At 68.0% G+C, this 15,220-nt stretch carries 17 protein-coding genes and 2 pseudogenes; 8 read left to right on the top strand and 11 right to left on the bottom strand.

Annotated features, from left to right (window positions below; genetic code table 11):
• Positions 1 to 86 (top strand): annotated as a pseudogene (locus IG78_RS47545) (IS5/IS1182 family transposase); the annotation flags it as partial.
• 251 nt (positions 87 to 337) lie between these two features.
• Here IG78_RS47545 and IG78_RS0101955 read toward each other — a convergent pair.
• The 8 genes and pseudogenes from IG78_RS0101955 to IG78_RS49005 all read right to left on the bottom strand — a co-directional run bounded on the left by IG78_RS0101955 (position 338) and on the right by IG78_RS49005 (position 7,587).
• Positions 338 to 661: a hypothetical protein gene (locus IG78_RS0101955; protein ID WP_169749666.1), complete on the bottom strand. Its 324-nt coding sequence runs from the start codon at positions 659 to 661 to the stop codon at positions 338 to 340.
• Between the two features lie 170 nt (positions 662 to 831).
• On the bottom strand, positions 832 to 1,521 hold the full coding sequence (locus IG78_RS0101960) for a hypothetical protein (protein WP_030559241.1): 690 nt from the start codon (positions 1,519 to 1,521) through the stop codon (positions 832 to 834).
• 544 nt (positions 1,522 to 2,065) lie between these two features.
• A complete protein-coding gene (locus tag IG78_RS0101970; protein ID WP_430738974.1) occupies positions 2,066 to 3,052 on the bottom strand; it encodes a quinone oxidoreductase family protein in 987 nt (328 codons plus the stop codon).
• Positions 3,053 to 3,357: 305 nt separating this feature from the next.
• A pseudogene (locus IG78_RS50955) lies at positions 3,358 to 3,489 on the bottom strand (LAETG motif-containing sortase-dependent surface protein); the annotation flags it as partial.
• A 574-nt stretch (positions 3,490 to 4,063) separates the two neighbouring features.
• Positions 4,064 to 5,233: an esterase-like activity of phytase family protein gene (locus tag IG78_RS0101985; RefSeq protein WP_030559245.1), complete on the bottom strand. Its 1,170-nt coding sequence runs from the start codon at positions 5,231 to 5,233 to the stop codon at positions 4,064 to 4,066.
• A gap of 481 nt (positions 5,234 to 5,714) precedes the next feature.
• The gene (locus IG78_RS0101990) at positions 5,715 to 6,665 is read right to left on the bottom strand and encodes a DUF8189 domain-containing protein (RefSeq protein WP_488356432.1); all 951 of its coding nucleotides are present in this window, start codon (positions 6,663 to 6,665) and stop codon (positions 5,715 to 5,717) included.
• A 110-nt stretch (positions 6,666 to 6,775) separates the two neighbouring features.
• Entirely contained in the window at positions 6,776 to 7,090 is a 315-nt protein-coding gene (locus tag IG78_RS49000) for a hypothetical protein (RefSeq protein ID WP_157855740.1), read from the bottom strand.
• A 284-nt stretch (positions 7,091 to 7,374) separates the two neighbouring features.
• Positions 7,375 to 7,587: a hypothetical protein gene (locus IG78_RS49005; protein ID WP_030559249.1), complete on the bottom strand. Its 213-nt coding sequence runs from the start codon at positions 7,585 to 7,587 to the stop codon at positions 7,375 to 7,377.
• 94 nt (positions 7,588 to 7,681) lie between these two features.
• Here IG78_RS49005 and IG78_RS0102005 point away from each other — a divergent pair, with 94 nt between their 5' ends.
• Positions 7,682 to 8,104 carry an SgcJ/EcaC family oxidoreductase gene (locus IG78_RS0102005; protein WP_030559251.1) on the top strand — a complete coding sequence of 141 codons (423 nt, stop codon included), beginning with the start codon at positions 7,682 to 7,684 and terminating at the stop codon, positions 8,102 to 8,104.
• 212 nt (positions 8,105 to 8,316) lie between these two features.
• On the opposite strand, the gene IG78_RS49010 is transcribed toward IG78_RS0102005, so the two are convergent.
• Positions 8,317 to 8,490: a hypothetical protein gene (locus tag IG78_RS49010; RefSeq protein ID WP_157855741.1), complete on the bottom strand. Its 174-nt coding sequence runs from the start codon at positions 8,488 to 8,490 to the stop codon at positions 8,317 to 8,319.
• 123 nt (positions 8,491 to 8,613) lie between these two features.
• Entirely contained in the window at positions 8,614 to 9,240 is a 627-nt protein-coding gene (locus IG78_RS0102015) for a TetR/AcrR family transcriptional regulator (protein WP_030559252.1), read from the bottom strand.
• A gap of 99 nt (positions 9,241 to 9,339) precedes the next feature.
• Between IG78_RS0102015 and IG78_RS0102020 the strand changes: the two genes are divergently transcribed.
• Both IG78_RS0102020 and IG78_RS0102025 read left to right on the top strand, forming a co-directional pair.
• Positions 9,340 to 9,993 (top strand): CatB-related O-acetyltransferase, encoded by a 654-nt coding sequence (locus IG78_RS0102020; RefSeq protein ID WP_030559253.1) that lies wholly within the window; start codon positions 9,340 to 9,342, stop codon positions 9,991 to 9,993.
• Positions 9,994 to 10,052: 59 nt separating this feature from the next.
• Entirely contained in the window at positions 10,053 to 11,249 is a 1,197-nt protein-coding gene (locus IG78_RS0102025) for a macrolide family glycosyltransferase (RefSeq protein WP_199813256.1), read from the top strand.
• A gap of 447 nt (positions 11,250 to 11,696) precedes the next feature.
• Here the strand turns inward: IG78_RS0102025 and IG78_RS0102030 are convergent, their stop codons facing one another.
• Positions 11,697 to 12,293, bottom strand: a complete 597-nt coding sequence (locus IG78_RS0102030; RefSeq protein ID WP_030559256.1) for a TetR/AcrR family transcriptional regulator — start codon at positions 12,291 to 12,293, stop codon at positions 11,697 to 11,699.
• Between the two features lie 130 nt (positions 12,294 to 12,423).
• On the opposite strand from IG78_RS0102030, the gene IG78_RS0102035 reads away from it, so the two are divergent.
• The 4 genes from IG78_RS0102035 to IG78_RS0102045 all read left to right on the top strand — a co-directional run bounded on the left by IG78_RS0102035 (position 12,424) and on the right by IG78_RS0102045 (position 15,086).
• Positions 12,424 to 13,212: an SDR family NAD(P)-dependent oxidoreductase gene (locus IG78_RS0102035; protein ID WP_030559257.1), complete on the top strand. Its 789-nt coding sequence runs from the start codon at positions 12,424 to 12,426 to the stop codon at positions 13,210 to 13,212.
• Between the two features lie 79 nt (positions 13,213 to 13,291).
• Complete coding sequence (locus IG78_RS50960) at positions 13,292 to 13,663, top strand: hypothetical protein (RefSeq protein WP_225882073.1); 372 nt, start codon at positions 13,292 to 13,294, stop codon at positions 13,661 to 13,663.
• A gap of 1 nt (position 13,664) precedes the next feature.
• Entirely contained in the window at positions 13,665 to 14,126 is a 462-nt protein-coding gene (locus IG78_RS50965) for a site-specific integrase (protein WP_225882072.1), read from the top strand.
• 753 nt (positions 14,127 to 14,879) lie between these two features.
• Complete coding sequence (locus IG78_RS0102045) at positions 14,880 to 15,086, top strand: hypothetical protein (RefSeq protein WP_030559259.1); 207 nt, start codon at positions 14,880 to 14,882, stop codon at positions 15,084 to 15,086.
• The last annotated feature ends 134 nt before the right edge of the window (positions 15,087 to 15,220 follow it).

Genomic DNA, 15,220 nt, shown 5'->3' on the forward strand with positions numbered 1-15,220 from the left:
GCCGCTACGAACGCAAGGCCGAGCACTTCCTCGCCTTCACCAGCATCGCCTGCACCCTCATCTGCTACCGCAGACTATCCAAATGAGATGGCGTCTTAGAGGTCGTTTCCTCCCGAGGCTGGCAGTGGGCGCGGAGCTGGACCGCGGATGCGGCGTTGACGCGTGCAGGGTGTACGACCCTGGGGCTCCGTGGCCGCCTCCAGGCCAGCCCCAACCCGAACACCAAGCTGCGGTTCCTCGAGGAGCGCGCCGTCGGCACCACCTGGGAACAGGTCGGCGAACCATGCGGAATCCCGGAGATCGGCACACCGGCCCCCCCGTCCGCGAACCTCGGACCTCAGTCCTGCGCGGCCACGGTGGGCACGGGCGACACGGGGATCTTCAGCTTCTTGAACCACAGCCGCAGCGCCTCGGTGACGCCGTCCTGCAGGTACAGCCCGGACTGCGCCAGCGCCGCGTCGAGGCGCACGTCGTCCTCCAAGAGCAGCCGGACCGACATCGCGACCCGCTGCGGTCCGCGCTGGCAGCCCACATGGTGAGGGCGCCGCCCGGCCTTCGCGGCCGCGGCCGCCGCCTCCTGCGCGGCCTTGCGACGGGCGTGCACGCGGGCGGGTGTCGTACGGGCGGATCTGCGCAAATGGGTGGTCCTCGCGGTGGTCACGGTCTGCCAACGCAGGCCGCGCCGGAACGTCACTGCTCCGAAGCGTCAGCATTCCGCTGACACAGCTCATCCCCGGACCGTCGTGGACGGTGACGAACAGCGTGGACCCGACCCGATCGCCATCACACCGGTCTGGTTATGGTCCGTCCGTCCGGGTGAGTGGCGGCTGCTCATGCCCACCCAGGCAGGTCATAGACCGCGTCACACAGCGGATCCGCAGCCTCGTCGACGCGATGCGCGGGAAGGGTTTCACGGTCATCTGGGTTGAGGACGGCCATGAGTTTGGCTGAGGCCCACCACCCCACGTTGCGGAGCTGGCGGGTGTCATCGTCGTACAACGCAACGTCCACGCCAACGGTGCCGTAGTCGCAGGTCGGATAGACACGCAGGACGGCGGGGGTGCGCAGGTTGAAGCCTACGAGGTGGTACAGCCCCGGAGCAGCGGAAGCTGCCGCGCCATGCCAAAGGAGGTCTCCTACCAAGTCGGCGATCACGTAGTCCAGCGCGTCCTGGGCTGTGACTTCGCTCTTTCTGGTCAGTAGACCTGCGGCTTCCAGTCCTGCGATGTCGACTACCCGCAGACCCTCATCGCTGCGCGTGTGCGAGAGGTCTTCAGCCAAGGCCCGCTGTGCCACGTGGCGTAGGGCCCCGACATACCACCAATCGCCGATCTGTTGTCCGTCCGGCCATCGTTCGGGCAGGTCCACGAGGAGCGGGTCGACAGTTGAACTGGCCAAGTGGACTCGGAAACGGTCACTGCCGGTCCGATGGGCAGCACGAATGTAATAGTCGGTCCCGGGAAGCGGGGTGCCGATGAAGCGGCGAAGCGTCAGCAAGACGCGGGCCGGGAAATCGTCCACGTCTCCAGAATTCTCCGACCGGCGTCTGCTGACTGCATGTACCGATCAGATGTTGTTGACCCAGTCAGGACACACTGTCTGACCCTTGCAGTAGGAAGTGATGGTCCCGATGGGCCGCCCGTCAGGAGTCTTGACGCCTCCAGGCCCCTTCTCTCCTCGCTCAGCGCTGGTCGGCTTGACCAGGGTGTCCGTCAACTTCTTGCCGGTGGCCGCGTCGATCACAGCGACCTCGACCATCTGCCCGTCCAGGTCGGTGGTCTCGGTGTTTGTCCGGGCAGTTCTGCAGCGTCTCAGTGAGTGACACAGTCGGGGATTTTGGAGATGTGGAGCTCAGTGGGAGTGGCCGGCAGGTAGATCCCGCCTTCCCCTGCAGAGGGATTTCCGCTGCCGGTCTCTGCGAGTGCAGGACCACGCCCCCTGTAACGGGTTCGCGAGACGCCAGAGCTGCGCCCTGTGGTGCTGAAGCGGTGGGTGGTGCGTTCGTCGGCCCTTGACCGAGGCGTGGCCCTTACTGTGTCAGTTCGAGTGAACTGCACTCCCGGCATCAGCTCTGCGTCCCCTCGCGGTATCCAATAACGGCTGCATCGGGTACAACGAGCAGCTTGCCGGTGGTACGCCGAGCCTCCAGATCGCTGTGGGCCTGGGCGGCCTCGGCCAGAGGGTAGCGGGCCGTTACGGTGACCTCAAGCGCCTTGGAGCGCACCCACTCGAACACATCGGCGGCGCGTCGGAGCAGTTCGGACCGATCGGCGATGAAGTCCCCGAGGCTGGGCCGGATCAGGGTCAGCGAACCACCGTGGGCGAGCCGAATGGGATCAAACGGCGGCACGGCACCACTTGCGGCGCCGAAGAGTACGAGATGGCCGCGAGTTCGCAGGCTGGCGAGGCTCGCGTCGAAGGTGTGCGCGCCGACGCCGTCGAAGACAACCGGCAGTCCCTGACCGCCGTTGAGCCGCCTCACCTCGGCTGCGAGATCGTCGACTGCGGAGTAGAGGATCACCTCAGCGGCCCCGGCACGCTTCGCCAGTTCGGCCTTCGCCGTGGTCGACGTCGTGCCTATCACCCTGCCGGCGAGGTGGGTGATGAGCTGGGTCAAAAGTAGCCCCACGCCACCGGCAGCCGCATGCACGAGCACCGTGTCGCCCCACTGGACCGGGTAGGCGTCCTTGACGAGATAGTGCGCGGTCATACCTTGCAGGAGCACGGCGGCGGCGGTCTCGAAGCCGATATCGTCAGGTAGCGGCACCAGCCGGGTGGAGTCCACGACGGCCCGTTCGGCATAAGTGCCGGGAATCTCCACCCAACCGACCCGGTCCCCCACTGCGACGTCGGCGACGTCGGGTCCAACTTGGACGACCGTGCCCGCGCCCTCAGTGCCCGGGGTGAAGGGCAGCGGGAGGGTGTATCGGCCCTCGCGGTGGTAGACGTCGAGGAAGTTGACCCCGGATGCGGCGACCTCCACGACCGCCTGGCCCGGACCCGGCCGCGGCTGGTCCACATCGACCTCCCGCAGCACCTCGGGACCGCCCACTTCGTATACCTGAATCGCTCGCATGACTCTCCAATTCCGGCTCACATCCCCCACCAACTCCGTGGATGGCGATCCGATTCCCGGCATGCAGATCAACGCCCGCCAGCACCACGCGCTGGCCGGCTGACCGCGTACGGTTCGCCGATCCGGGTTCTCACCTGCTCGAGCTCCTCCGGCTCGTAGTCCGCCAGGATCCTGCCCGAGAGATCACGCGTCTACCTCCCCCGCGACCGTGGTCGAGCGGTCCGCTCGGGTCGCCAGTTCTTCCGTTCGGCGGGGAGGGTTCTTCGTCAAGGAGACGGGCTCTACCTCTCGGTGCAGGCGTCGTTGTCGGAGTCGTCCGTACGGCGTCGGCGGGCGGCCAGGAGTGCGCCTCCGCCGGCGGCGAGGAGGACTCCGGCGCCGCCGAGCAGCCACGGGGTGGCGTCGGCGCCGGTGTGGGCGAGGGAGCCGTCGGGCTCGGGAGCCGTGGTGCTCGATGCGGTCTCGTCGGAGGCCGGGGAGCCGGTCGGCTTCTATGTCGGCCCCGGCGTGCCGTCGTCACCGGAGCCGCCGGACGTCGGCTTGTCCGTGGGCTTGTCCGTCGGCTAACGGACAAACGCCGCAGCGTCCTTCCGTTCCTTCCCCTCGTACCGCACCAGGCGCAGCAACTCCCGTTCAGGAAACGGCCACTGCGGGCCGGTGAGGACGAACCGGTCGACCACCCCACGCGCCCGTAGCCACGCGAACATGGCTCACTGTCAGCTTCTTCCCCGCCCGCAGAGCAAGCAGCCGCAGCGCCGCGCAGCGCCGTCCTCGACGCCCGGGCAATCCGCCGCCCGCGCACGGCGTCGCCGCCCCCATGTCAGTACGGCCACGCGGTGAGGCCTGTGACGTCCAGGCGCAGGACGAGGCTGCCGGCTTGTGTAATCGTCGGCCTTTGATCATCTGGCTTCTGAGAGTGGCGGCTCGCGCTTCGGTTCAGGGGAATCCCGTAGCGCGGCCGCCCCTTCGGTTGGCGTTGCGGGGTTGTCAGCGGATGCTGAGTGCGACGATCTGGGTGACCTCATCGGCGGCGAAGTTGTCGTCGCTGACCAGGAGCAGGGTGCGTTCGCCGTTGGGCAGGGTCGGGCCCCAGGTCATGCCTTCGGTGTTGTCGACCGTGGACAGGTCCAGGTCGTGGAAGTCCGTGACCAGTGTCTTGCGCATGGGGATGATCTTCTGCCCGGCCAGGGAGTCCATGTTCTGCACCTTCGTCGCGCCGCGGGTGGTGGCGTCGTAGATGCGGATCTTGAATCCTGCGCCCGCCACCCAGGTGCGTTCGAGTACGAGGTAGCGGCTGGGGTCTTCGGGGAAGGCGAGGATCGCGGGCACCCCGGTGTCCGGGCCCCACGGGCTGGTCGGGTCGGGCTCCGTGAAGATCTTCTCCAGCGGGTAGGCGAACTGCCCGAGGACGTCGCCCTGCCGGTTCTGCTGGGTGACGCGGACCAGGGCGCCGCGCTCCAGGTCGGGCTCCGGGCCGTCTTGGAACAGCGGCCCCTCGACGGCGCTGGTGAGCGTGCTGTTGTGGTCGCCGAAGGTGATCGCTTCCACCGCCTTGTTCCGCCTGAGACCCCAGTCCTGCCTGGTCGACTCGTAGTGGCGCGGCAGAGGCAACTGACCGCGATACTGGCCGGTCCGGGTGGCGAACTGGATCGTCGGCTGGATCAGCGGGTCACTCGACGATTTGGGCCGGTCGCCTTCCTGCGCCCACCAGTAGCGGCAGCCCAGCGGGTCGACCCGCAGCTCTTCCGGGTCAACGACCTTGCCGTCGCGGGCGCTGGCCGGCGGGTACACCGAGCCGTCCGGCTGCAGGAAGGGGTGCGTGCCGGTGAAGTCGACGGAGTGCACCCCGGCGCCGTCCACACGGATTCTGGCGGTGTAGAAGCGGGCGGGCTGCAGGACCGAGCGGTCGTCGCTGACCATCACGTACTCACCCGTACACGGATTGCGGTCGATGCCCGACAGCCCGCCAACCGTCGTGTTCTGGAAAGGGAGTTTGTGCGGAACGATCTTCTCGCCCAGCAACCGCGCCTGAGCCCCGATGTCGGACCGATGCGGGGGCGCGTCGGTGTCTCCCGGCTGGGCTGCCACCGCGGGGGCCATCGTGGCCGCCAGCGCCAGGGCCACAGTGCATGCGCGGCGGATCAAAGTGGCTTTCATGACACTGAGCTTGGCCCAGCGTCACCACCCCGCGCAGTCACCCGCCAGGGTGACCGGCGCCGCGGGTGCCACTCTGCCGTGTGGTGGGTGTGGTCTGTGAGTTGAGGGCATACCACTGAGCTTGGGCTGTGCAAGCAGGCCTGGGACGGTGACGGTGCCTGGTGGTCTTTGTCAGCTTCGGAAAAGGTGCGGCGTCCCGAGGCCTTTCGCGGCATAAGGGCCTCGGTACCCGCCTGTCCTTCCGCTGCTCGTGCGTCACGCCTGGTCGATTGGCCAGCGAAGCAGCCGCCAGTGGTTCCGGCCGCGAGCGGCCCGGCGTTGCTGGAGAGCGTTTCGGCGTCGTAGGGCAGTGTTGCTGGAAGCTGCAGTGGTGCAGTGATCGGAGTGCTGGCGGGCCGGTCTCCGAGATGTCGTCAGTGTCTCGGTACCGGCCCTGTCAGCGGTGGGTCACACCTGTCTGGCAGCCGTTGTGCTCACCTTGTCAGGAGGCGTCCTCGGTGCCGGCGTCGTCCAGTTCGTCGTCGTCGGCCGTGTAGGTGCGGTGGTACAGCTTGTTGTCCCGGCCTCGGATGAACAGTTCGATGTTGCCCTTCCTCCGGGACACCGCCGCGGGGGCGTCGTCCGTGCCGGTGATGCCGAGGTCGATCCACTCGCTCCACTGGCTGCCGTTCCAGAACCGGTGCAGGATCTGGTGGTCGTGTCCCTTGGCGAAGACGTCCAGCCGGTCCGGCCCCCAGGTAGCGGCTCCGGGGCCGGAGATGAAGCCGGTGCCGATCTCCCGCCAGGTGCCCCAGGTGCTGCCGTTGAGCACGCGGTGGTACATCTTGTTGCTGTTCGCTCCGCGCGCGAACAGGTCGACGCGGCCGGTGGCCCAGGACACCGCAGCGGTGCCGTTGATGGTCCCGCCGATGGAGCTGAACGACCCCCAGGGCTGGTCGATCGGCGCGGTGGCGTGCAGGACGGCGTTGACGTTGTTCACGGTGAGCAGGTCGATGCGGCCCTCACCCGCGGCCGCCGCCGCCACCCCGCCCCACGCCTGGGTGGTCTCGTTGGTCTGGGCCCACTTGTCGGGCCAGTTGGAGCCCTCGATCCAGCTCTTGCGGTAGATCACCCGCTTGCCGCCCACCGCATAGACCGTGTACCGGTCCGACTTGCCTGCGACGATCGCCGGGTCGTACGTCAGGCTGCCGCCCAGGTCGTTCCAATCAGCCCACTCCTGGCCCTCGTTCCAGGACCGGGCGACGATCCGGTTCTTCGGCCCCCGGGCGACCACGGTCATCTTCGACGGGACGCGCGATGCCACGCTCGGTGCTGAAATGATCGTGCCTTCCACGCTCTTCCAACCGCTCCACTCACCCATGTGCTCCTGCTTCCCCTCGTGATGTGGCGACTGGAACCCGCCGCCACTGGAAGTAATGGCGTCGATACGCATGGCGAAAACGACAGGGCGGCGGCAATCAGCCGATGCGTCCAAAACAGCTTGAAAAGACAGGGATCTTGGGATGCTCGTGCTATGGCACCGTCGAGGGCCGTGCCTGGACTTCAGCCCGGGAGACCGTGCGGAAACGGAACGTCACCGTCGCCCTCTGGCTCCTCGGGCAGCGGTGTTTCGGCTGCGTCAGGGGCGGGCTGTGGCTCGGCTCTGGGTGCGCGGTGGCGACTGAAGCGACCCAGGACCCGGGCGGCACTGGCGGCTGCCTGCTCGGGAGCATCCTGCACGATCTGTTCGAGAGCGAGGATGCCGCCGATACGTACATAGGTCTGTTCGGAACCGAGGCGTTCCAGGCGTTTGGTGAAGCGGTCGGTGGTCTGGTCGCGACGGGTCAGGCTGCCTGACGTCGAATCGGGCGCTGTCATGAGTCCTCCGGAGCCGCTCCCCTCGCGGATTGATACCGCAGGGTGCACAGTTGACAAAAGCACGATGCACGCTCGAGGAGTGGCGTCTGCCACACGTCCTGCGGCAGCAGGCGCCCGCCTCAGGGGACCGCAGCGACAGCACACAGGCGGAGAGGGGCCGACGCCTTGCCTTTGCTCTGTCCTGCGGCGGCGTGAGCCGGATCAGTCCAGGGCGTCGCCGAGGGCCGTCAGCAGGACGCTCTCGCAGGCTCCGGGGCCATCGACGAAGTCCACGAAGACCGCGATCAGCGCGAGCTCGCACCCCCTCGTGTCCGCGCACTGTCGGGGACCGGCCCGGCCGCATCGTGCCAGGCCTCGAACGCCACGGTCACCACCTTGCGCACCATGGGCAGACCAGCCGCGCTCACCTGCTCCGACCGCTGCTCGACGAGCTGGTTCATCAGCATGTCGATGAACCGCTCGGTGAACTGCGCACCGCCAGCGCGGTATCGGGTCAAGTCGCGCGCTGCACGGCTGTCCCTTCTTCGTCCGCGAGGCCAGTCCGGTGATAGAAGTTGACCTCAACCTAAGTTGAGGTCCTAGGTTTCCCCCATGGACACCACGAACTTCACTGTTCCCGCCAACGACGCCGATGAGCAAAGAATTCGCGAGTTGGTCGCGCGGTCCCAGGAGGCGCAGATCGACCCGGACGTGCTGCCTGCGCTACACACGGCGAACTTGGTGATCGTCAACTTGGCCGGGCGGCGCCTCTTCGGGCGCGAGGCCTTCGCTTCGGCCATGACCGAAGCGCTCTCGTCACCACTCAAGGACATCCGGACCTCGCTGGAGGTCGACGACATCCGGTTCACCACCCCAGACGTCGCTGTCGTCAGCCTCACCAAGACCGTCCATGACGAACGGTCCGAGACGGAGAGCTCGTCCGAGCTGCCCTCGGTCGGTGTCATGACCTACGTTTTGACCCGCCAGGGCGACGACTGGCGCATTGCCCTGGCCCAGACGACACCGGTCCGCTGAGCGGCCGCTGTGCCGACCAGGGCGCGCTTTCCGCGAAAGCCATGTCGTTTGAGAACCCGACCCCGGGCGAGGGACAGCACGGTCTGTTTGCGCCCCTTCCCCTCCGCGCGCTTTCGCTCGTAGTTCGCCCGTGCCGGAGGGCTGCATGTCGCCGCCGGTCGCGGCGATGAAGGTGGCCCCGAGCATGGCGCCCATGCCGGGCAGACTGCGGATCACCTCGGCGTGCGGGTGTTTTTGACCTTGCGATTCTTCCGCCAGGTCTCGTTGCCGCAGCCCGGGCCCAGGACACCGCACTGCCCAGAGATGCACCTGACTCCGCCGCGGCGGATCGTGGCCGGTATCTGATAGCCGGTCAGCAGCAGCATCGGCGCGAGGGGGTCGGCCATGAGCCGGGTGTTCTCCTCGCAGGTCTACTCAGCCCGACGGTAGGAGCCGAACCAGGGCTACTGGACCGTGATCGGTCTTGTCGCGCTCATGGTTGCGCTTGCGTTCGCTCCCTGTCTCCTCCCTCACGCGCTCTCTTCCCGACTGAGGGAGAAGGCACCCGCGGCAGCCGCCAGGACTGCCGCCTCCGCGGCTCGTCCCGGGAGTTGCGGGTCCGGATCGGCACGCAGGAGCACTAGCTGGTGGTAGAGCGGCGCCGTGGCGGCGATGAGCAGGCCCCGCGCGTCCGTGTGCGGTGCGGGTAGTTCACCGCGCTCGACGGCGCGCTCGACGAGGATCTCGCACTGGGCATATCGGTCCGCCCACAACCGCGTCTGGGCCCGCGCGGCCTGTTCGGAGTGGAACGAGGCGGCCATCAGGGCGACGGCGAACGACGGCTGTACGACCAGGGATTCCTGGATCTCCTGGTTGAGGGCCGTCAGATCGCCGCGCAGCGAGCCGGTGTCCGGCGGCTGCCAGTCGATCTCGCCGGCGGCGTCGATGACGTCGACGAGCAGGCCGCCGACATCGCGCCAACGCCGGTAGACCGTGGCGCGGTGCACTCCGGCCCGCGTCGCGACACCCTCCATCGTGAGTCCTTCGTGACCGCCTTCAGCGAGTTCGGCGCGTACCGCATCGAGAACCTGGGCGCGGATGCGGGCGGTGCGACCGCCCGGACGGCGGTCAGACGTCGTGTCCAGTGGGTCTGTCATCGGCAATCAGTATCCGGTTGATCAAGGCGGCAGAGCTGTGTCAGCATCTTAACGCGACAGTTGTCGCCCTAGGTTCACCAGAGAGGAACCGCCTCAACGATGCAGCCCGTTCCCGCTGACCCCACCGTGCTCCACCCGATGCCCGAGCACCCGCGCGTGGTTCTGCTCAAGCCGCTGGTGAAGTCGCCGCTGATCGAGGTCGGTGACTTCACCTACTACGACGATCCGGACGACCCGACCGCGTTCGAGACGCGCAACGTTCTCTACCACTACGGTCCCGAGCGCCTTGTCATCGGCAAGTACTGCGCGCTGGGGACGGGCACCCGGTTCATCATGAACGGCGCCAACCACCGTATGGACGGCCCTTCCACCTTCCCGTTCCCCACCATGGGGGGTTCCTGGGCGGAGCACTTCGACCTGATCACCGGCCTGCCCGGCCGGGGCGACACGGTCGTCGGCAACGACGTGTGGTTCGGCCACGGCGCCACGGTCATGCCCGGTGTACGCATCGGTCACGGCGCGATCATCGCCGCCGGTGCCGTGGTCACCGTCGACGTCCCCGACTACGGCATCGTCGGCGGCAACCCCGCCCGGCTCATCCGTACCCGCTACGACGCTGCGGACATCGCCCGGCTCCTCGCCGTGGCGTGGTGGGACTGGCCCGTGCGGCACATCACCGGGCATGTACGGACGATCATGTCGGGGACCGTCGCCGATCTGGAGGAGGCCGCCGCGCAGGCCGACCGGCCCTGACACCGCGCACGCGCCACATTCGCCCGCACCCGGCCCGCGCCAGAAACGAGTGATCGCCCATGTCCCGTCGCCGCGCCCATATCGCGATGGTCGGCGTTCCCATCGTCAGCCATGTCCTGCCCAGCCTCGCGCTCATCCGTGAGCTGGTGGCCCGCGGGCACCGGGTCACCTACGCCAACGACCCGTTCGTGGCCGACCGGATCGAGTCCGCCGGTGCGGAATCGGTGACCTGCACCTCCACGTTGCCCGTCGCGGACAACGACTGGCCTGCCGACCCCATCGCCGCGGCCTGCCTCTTCCTCGACGACGCCGTCCAGGCGCTCCCGCAACTGCGCGCCGCCTACGACGACGATCCGGCCGACCTGTACCTCTACGACATCGGCGCCTATGCCGCGCGCGCCCTCGCCGAAGCGCAGGGCCGTCCCCTCGTGCAGTTGTCCCCGACGTTCGTCGGCTGGGACGGCTACCAGGAGGAAGTCGCGGCGCATCTGCGGAAGCTGCCGGGCGCGGACGCGTACCGGGACAGGTTCGCACGGTGGCTCGCCGACTGCGGTGCGACCACCACGGACGTGGACACGTTCTCCGGCCCGCCTTCCCGAGCCCTCGCCCTGATCCCGCGAGCGATGCAGCCGCACGCCGATCGAGTCGACACCGACGCGGTGACCTTCGTCGGCCCCTGCTTCGACACCCGAGCGGCCACGGACAACTGGACCCGACCGGCGGCCGCGGACAACGTGCTGCTGATCTCGCTCGGTTCGGCGTACACGCGCCGGGCCGCGTTCTACCGCCAGTGCATCGCGGCCTTCGGCGACCTGCCCGGCTGGCACGTCGTACTCCAGATCGGCAAGTACACCGACCCCGAGGAACTCGGCACCATCCCGCCCAACGTCGAAGTGCACTCCTGGGTTCCGCAGCGGGCGATCCTGGAACAGGCCGACGCCTTCGTCACCCACGGCGGCATGGGCGGCTGCGGCGAAGGGCTCCTCGCCGGCGTTCCCATGATCGCCGTGCCGCAGGGAGCCGAGCAGTTCATGAACGCCGACCGGCTCGTCGAACTCGGCGTCGCCCGCCGTGTGGACACCGCTGACGCCGCCGCCGAGACCCTTCGTACGGCGCTCAACGACCTGGTCACGGATCCGGTACGCGTCGACAAGTCCCAGCAGTTGCAGGCCGCCGCCCGGGCCGAGGGCGGCACCCCGCGCGCCGCCGATCTCATCGAGAACATGCTGGCCGCCGCCGAGGGGCCCGCGCTCTGAAGCCCTGCCGCTTCCGTTCCGCGGGCGGCGCCGTCCTCATCCGAGGGCCTGTACGCAGGACAAGCGCGGAAAGATCACCGCCGAGAGCGGGGCGGCGGAGTGGATTCAGAAGATGTACGCATAGCGGCGCACCCCCCGGCCGCGCCTCCACCGTGCGCCCGGCTCTGGTCAGGTGGATGCCGTGGCGTCCCGGCCCTCGGAAGCGCGCGGGCCGGGCTCCGTCGCTGCTCAGCGGCTGTGGCCTTGAGCGCCTACCTCCCGCCGACCACGGGGAAGATCACCCGCCGAGTCCACCACGGAGTCGGTGACCTCCGTCTTCCGGACATGGCACAGCGAGGGGAAACGATGACCACAAGCGATCGCCCCTCGGCGAGGATCTGACCTTGAGCCGGTCGTGCTCGGCCACCGCAGCCAGCAGGTGGTCGAAGCAACTCCTGCCAGAGCTCGTTACGGGCTGAGGGAGCTGCCCTGCCGACCCAGGCCACGCAACAAGGTGTCGACCACGAGGGTCGCCAGTTCATCGACATCGTCGGCTTCGTCCGAGCGATTCTGGGCGGCCTCGTGAATGAGGGCGTAATAGACGCGGCGAGCCCACGCCAGGTCAGTGTCAGGGCGCAGCACACCGGCTTCCAAGGCGCGCTGGAACAGGCGGTCGCACTGAGCGAGCACATCGGCGTGTGCTCGTGCCACCTCGGGGTCCTCCGGTGTGGTCCTGCTCATTGCGAACCCCCACCCGATCTTGACCCGGAGGACGTTGGCGGTCGCTTGGTAGAGGGCGATCAGTGGTGGGGCGCTGTCGGGATGGGCACTCGTCACGGCTTCGTGGAACTGCCGCGTTGCCCAGGCTGTCAGAGCGTCCACCAGGGCCTCGCGGCTGGTGAACCGGCGGTGCACGGTCGTACGAGCGACGCCCGCCGCCTCCGCGATCTGCTCCATCGTGGCCGCCGGATTGGAGCTGAGGACACGCTCGGCAGCTTCCAGGATTGCCCTCACGGTCCGCTCCGCGTCCGCGCGCAGTGGCCGCTGCTGACTCTTCCGCTCCACGAGGTTCCTCTCTCTGACTCTCCGAGGAGGGTACGGGATAGTCGCCATTCATCGATAACTTGCAACACCAATGTTGCAAGTTCTAGGGTTAACGCATCGGGTAAGACTCATCTCTGGGTAGGGGTGCTCCATGGACCTGCAACTGACCGACAAGGCCGCTGTCGTGACCGGCGCGAGCCGGGGTATCGGCTTGGCCATCGTCTCCGCTCTGGTGAGTGAGGGCATGCGGGTGGTGGCCGCAGCACGGACGATCACTCCGGAGCTCAAGGCCACCGGCGCGATCGGCGTGTCCGTGGACCTTTCCGAAGCCGACGCCCCTGCCCGGCTCGTCGCTCAGGCCGAAGCCGAGCTCGGCGGGCTGGATCTCCTGGTCAACAACGTCGGTGGCGGCGACGCCGGGGATGGCCGGACGGGCGGCTTCCGCACCTTCACTGACCAGCAGTGGTACGACACGTTCGACCTGAACTTCCTCGCCTCGGTCCGCACTACCCGGGCCGCGCTGCCTCACCTCACCACCAGCCGCGGCGCCATCGTCAACATCTCCTCCAACGGCGCCAGGACCCCGCATGCGGGCCCTGTCACCTACACCACCGCCAAGGCCGCACTGACCGCGTTCGGCAAGGCGCTGGCCGAGGAGTTCGGCCCCCAGGGCGTGCGCGTCAACACCGTCTCGCCCGGGCCCGTCCGCACCGACATGTGGGAAAGCCCCGACGGTTACGGAGCCGAGCTTGCCAAGTCGATGGGCCTGGAACAGGAACAGCTCCTGGCCCATCTCCCGGCCGCCATGGGCATGGTCACCGGCAGGCTCGTGCACCCCGACGAGGTCGCCGCCCTTGTCGCCTACCTCGCCTCGCCCCTCGCCGGCAGCACCACCGGGGCGGACCACATCATCGACGGAGGCGCGATAAAGACAGTGTGACCACAGGCGCGCTGCCGCACCGACACCGCATGCGCCCTCGTCCAGCGAAGTCGCTGGATAGCTGAAGAGGAGGAACGGGATGTCACTGGCCGTCGTACGCGATCTGCGGCCGGAGCTCCGGCTGGAGACTTCCGAGGAGGTCGGGGCCTTCGAGCAGGATCTGCTGGCTGAGTTCGTCCTCGCCCGGGCCTCCGCCGGAGTCCTCGACGACACCATCCGCGGTGACGTCGGCCCCGTCCTTGGCCTGTGGGAATGGTTCGGTCGGTCCCTGTGGCAGATGGAGGCCCACGACCTCGACCGGTACTTCGGGCGGCACCGTCGCGACTCAGCCTTGGGCACCGAGGTCCGCCAGGCCGCGGCCTTCGCCGTATTCTTCGAGTTCCTCGAACTACGGCACAAGGTCGGCATCCACGCCGCCACCGGCTTCGTCGTCGAATCCCCCGCTGGATGAGATGAACCGGCCCCTCGGTGGCACCTCCGCGAGGCTGCGGATCCCGCTGCCGGAAGCGGAGGTCACCGCGCTCTTCGGCGGCTGGCGGTGCGACATGGAAGAGACACGCGAGTACGCTCCGGCCGCCCGGAACTACACCGCCTCGCGGCTGGTCGGCCTCATCGGACCGCGGATCTCGGAACTGTGCCTACTGCGGATCGGCGACGTCCGTTGGAACCTGGGGCGGTTCGGCAAGGTCCTCCTCAAGGACAAGGGCAGCCAGGGCCGTGGCATGAAAGAGCGGCTCGTCCCACTCATCAACGGCTCGCGTAACCTGCTGGAATGGTGGATCACCGGGCCGCGCTGGGAGTTCGACGACAAGGTCAACGACCCTCGTGCACCGTTGTTTGCCTCGAAAACGCCGATACGGCGACGGCTCCAGCAGGGCAGTGACCGACGACGCTCTGCGGACCAGGCTCGCTGACGCGGTCGTCCGGCATCTGCCGCACCAGGTCGGCCAGCTCACACCGCATGTGCTGCGACACTTCGCCGCTACCGACCTCTACCCGCAACGGCATGGACGTCGTTGCCGTCCAAGAGGTCCTCGGACATGAATGGCTCAACACGACCGTGATCTACGCGCACGTCGAGAAGTCCCACGTCGAAGATGCCTGGATCCACGCGGGGCATCGGGCCACGACTCGATTCGGAGGGGTACGCCGATGAAGTGCAACCTGCGGATGGTCGCAGCCGTCGACCTCACCCGGCCACCGTCCCCGCCCGCCCCACGGACAGCGAGAACCCCTCCGACCGCGTTTCCGCAGGTCGAAGGGGTTTTATGCAGTGGAGCCCAGGGGAGTCGAACCCCTGACAGCCTGATCGCCGGCCAGGACAACAAGACCCGTGTCGACCTGACGGTAGCGGCCCGCACTGGACAGCAGCTCTTCATCATCGGCACCCTGCGACCGCGCGGCGGCGCCCGGCCTCAGCCTGTCCCGTCGGAACCGTGGTTACGGCCGCCGCACCGTGTTCCGCCACGCCGGACCGAGCTGTTGCTGTTCGAGATGCCACGCGAGCTTCGTGGAGTCAGCAGCAAGGCCCCACTGCTCGACCCTCAACTGTTCACATCCTTGAGTGCCCAGGCCGCCCGCATCGCGGAGCTGCGTGGCTGGCCGCCCCGCACTCTCGGCTGTGCGACACGGCATCCGCGTTCTCTGCGCGGTTCACCGGCCCGGGGGTGGAGTACGTCGCTGTTGCCGCGCTGCTGGATCCGGCCCTTCGCGTGTTCGTGGCCCTGTCCGGTATCCATGCGCTGCCCGCCCGCCAGATTCGCTCGATACTGGTCGAGCACGTGGACCTGCCCGGACGGCGACTCGACCCTGAGGGCTTGAACCGTCCCCTGGACGACTACACCGCCGAGGCGATCAGCGGGTACCTCGCTTAGCGTCAGCGCAGATGGCCGAACAGCACCAACCTCCGATTCGGTCACTGCGTGACGTCGTGGTGGTGGCAGTGTTCCTGGTGATCAGCAGATGTGGCTCCCGGAGCACTGCAGGGCTGCGTATTCGTCTCCGTCCA

The sequence above is a fragment of the Streptomyces aureocirculatus genome, from assembly GCF_000720475.1.
Classification (GTDB): domain Bacteria; phylum Actinomycetota; class Actinomycetes; order Streptomycetales; family Streptomycetaceae; genus Streptomyces; species Streptomyces aureocirculatus.

Excerpts from the sequence above, each read along its gene's own strand:
- IG78_RS0102025 (WP_199813256.1), top strand. The coding sequence starts at position 10,053 with ATGTCCCGTCGCCGCGCCCATATCGCGATGGTCGGCGTTCCCATCGTC.
- IG78_RS0102015 (WP_030559252.1), bottom strand. The coding sequence starts at position 9,240 with ATGACAGACCCACTGGACACGACGTCTGACCGCCGTCCGGGCGGTCGC.
- IG78_RS0102020 (WP_030559253.1), top strand. The coding sequence starts at position 9,340 with ATGCAGCCCGTTCCCGCTGACCCCACCGTGCTCCACCCGATGCCCGAG.
- IG78_RS49000 (WP_157855740.1), bottom strand. The coding sequence starts at position 7,090 with ATGACAGCGCCCGATTCGACGTCAGGCAGCCTGACCCGTCGCGACCAG.
- IG78_RS50960 (WP_225882073.1), top strand. The coding sequence starts at position 13,292 with ATGTCACTGGCCGTCGTACGCGATCTGCGGCCGGAGCTCCGGCTGGAG.
- IG78_RS49010 (WP_157855741.1), bottom strand. The coding sequence starts at position 8,490 with ATGGCCGACCCCCTCGCGCCGATGCTGCTGCTGACCGGCTATCAGATA.
- IG78_RS50965 (WP_225882072.1), top strand. The coding sequence starts at position 13,665 with ATGAACCGGCCCCTCGGTGGCACCTCCGCGAGGCTGCGGATCCCGCTG.
- IG78_RS0101990 (WP_488356432.1), bottom strand. The coding sequence starts at position 6,665 with ATGCGTATCGACGCCATTACTTCCAGTGGCGGCGGGTTCCAGTCGCCA.
- IG78_RS0102005 (WP_030559251.1), top strand. The coding sequence starts at position 7,682 with ATGGACACCACGAACTTCACTGTTCCCGCCAACGACGCCGATGAGCAA.
- IG78_RS0101985 (WP_030559245.1), bottom strand. The coding sequence starts at position 5,233 with ATGAAAGCCACTTTGATCCGCCGCGCATGCACTGTGGCCCTGGCGCTG.
- IG78_RS0102035 (WP_030559257.1), top strand. The coding sequence starts at position 12,424 with ATGGACCTGCAACTGACCGACAAGGCCGCTGTCGTGACCGGCGCGAGC.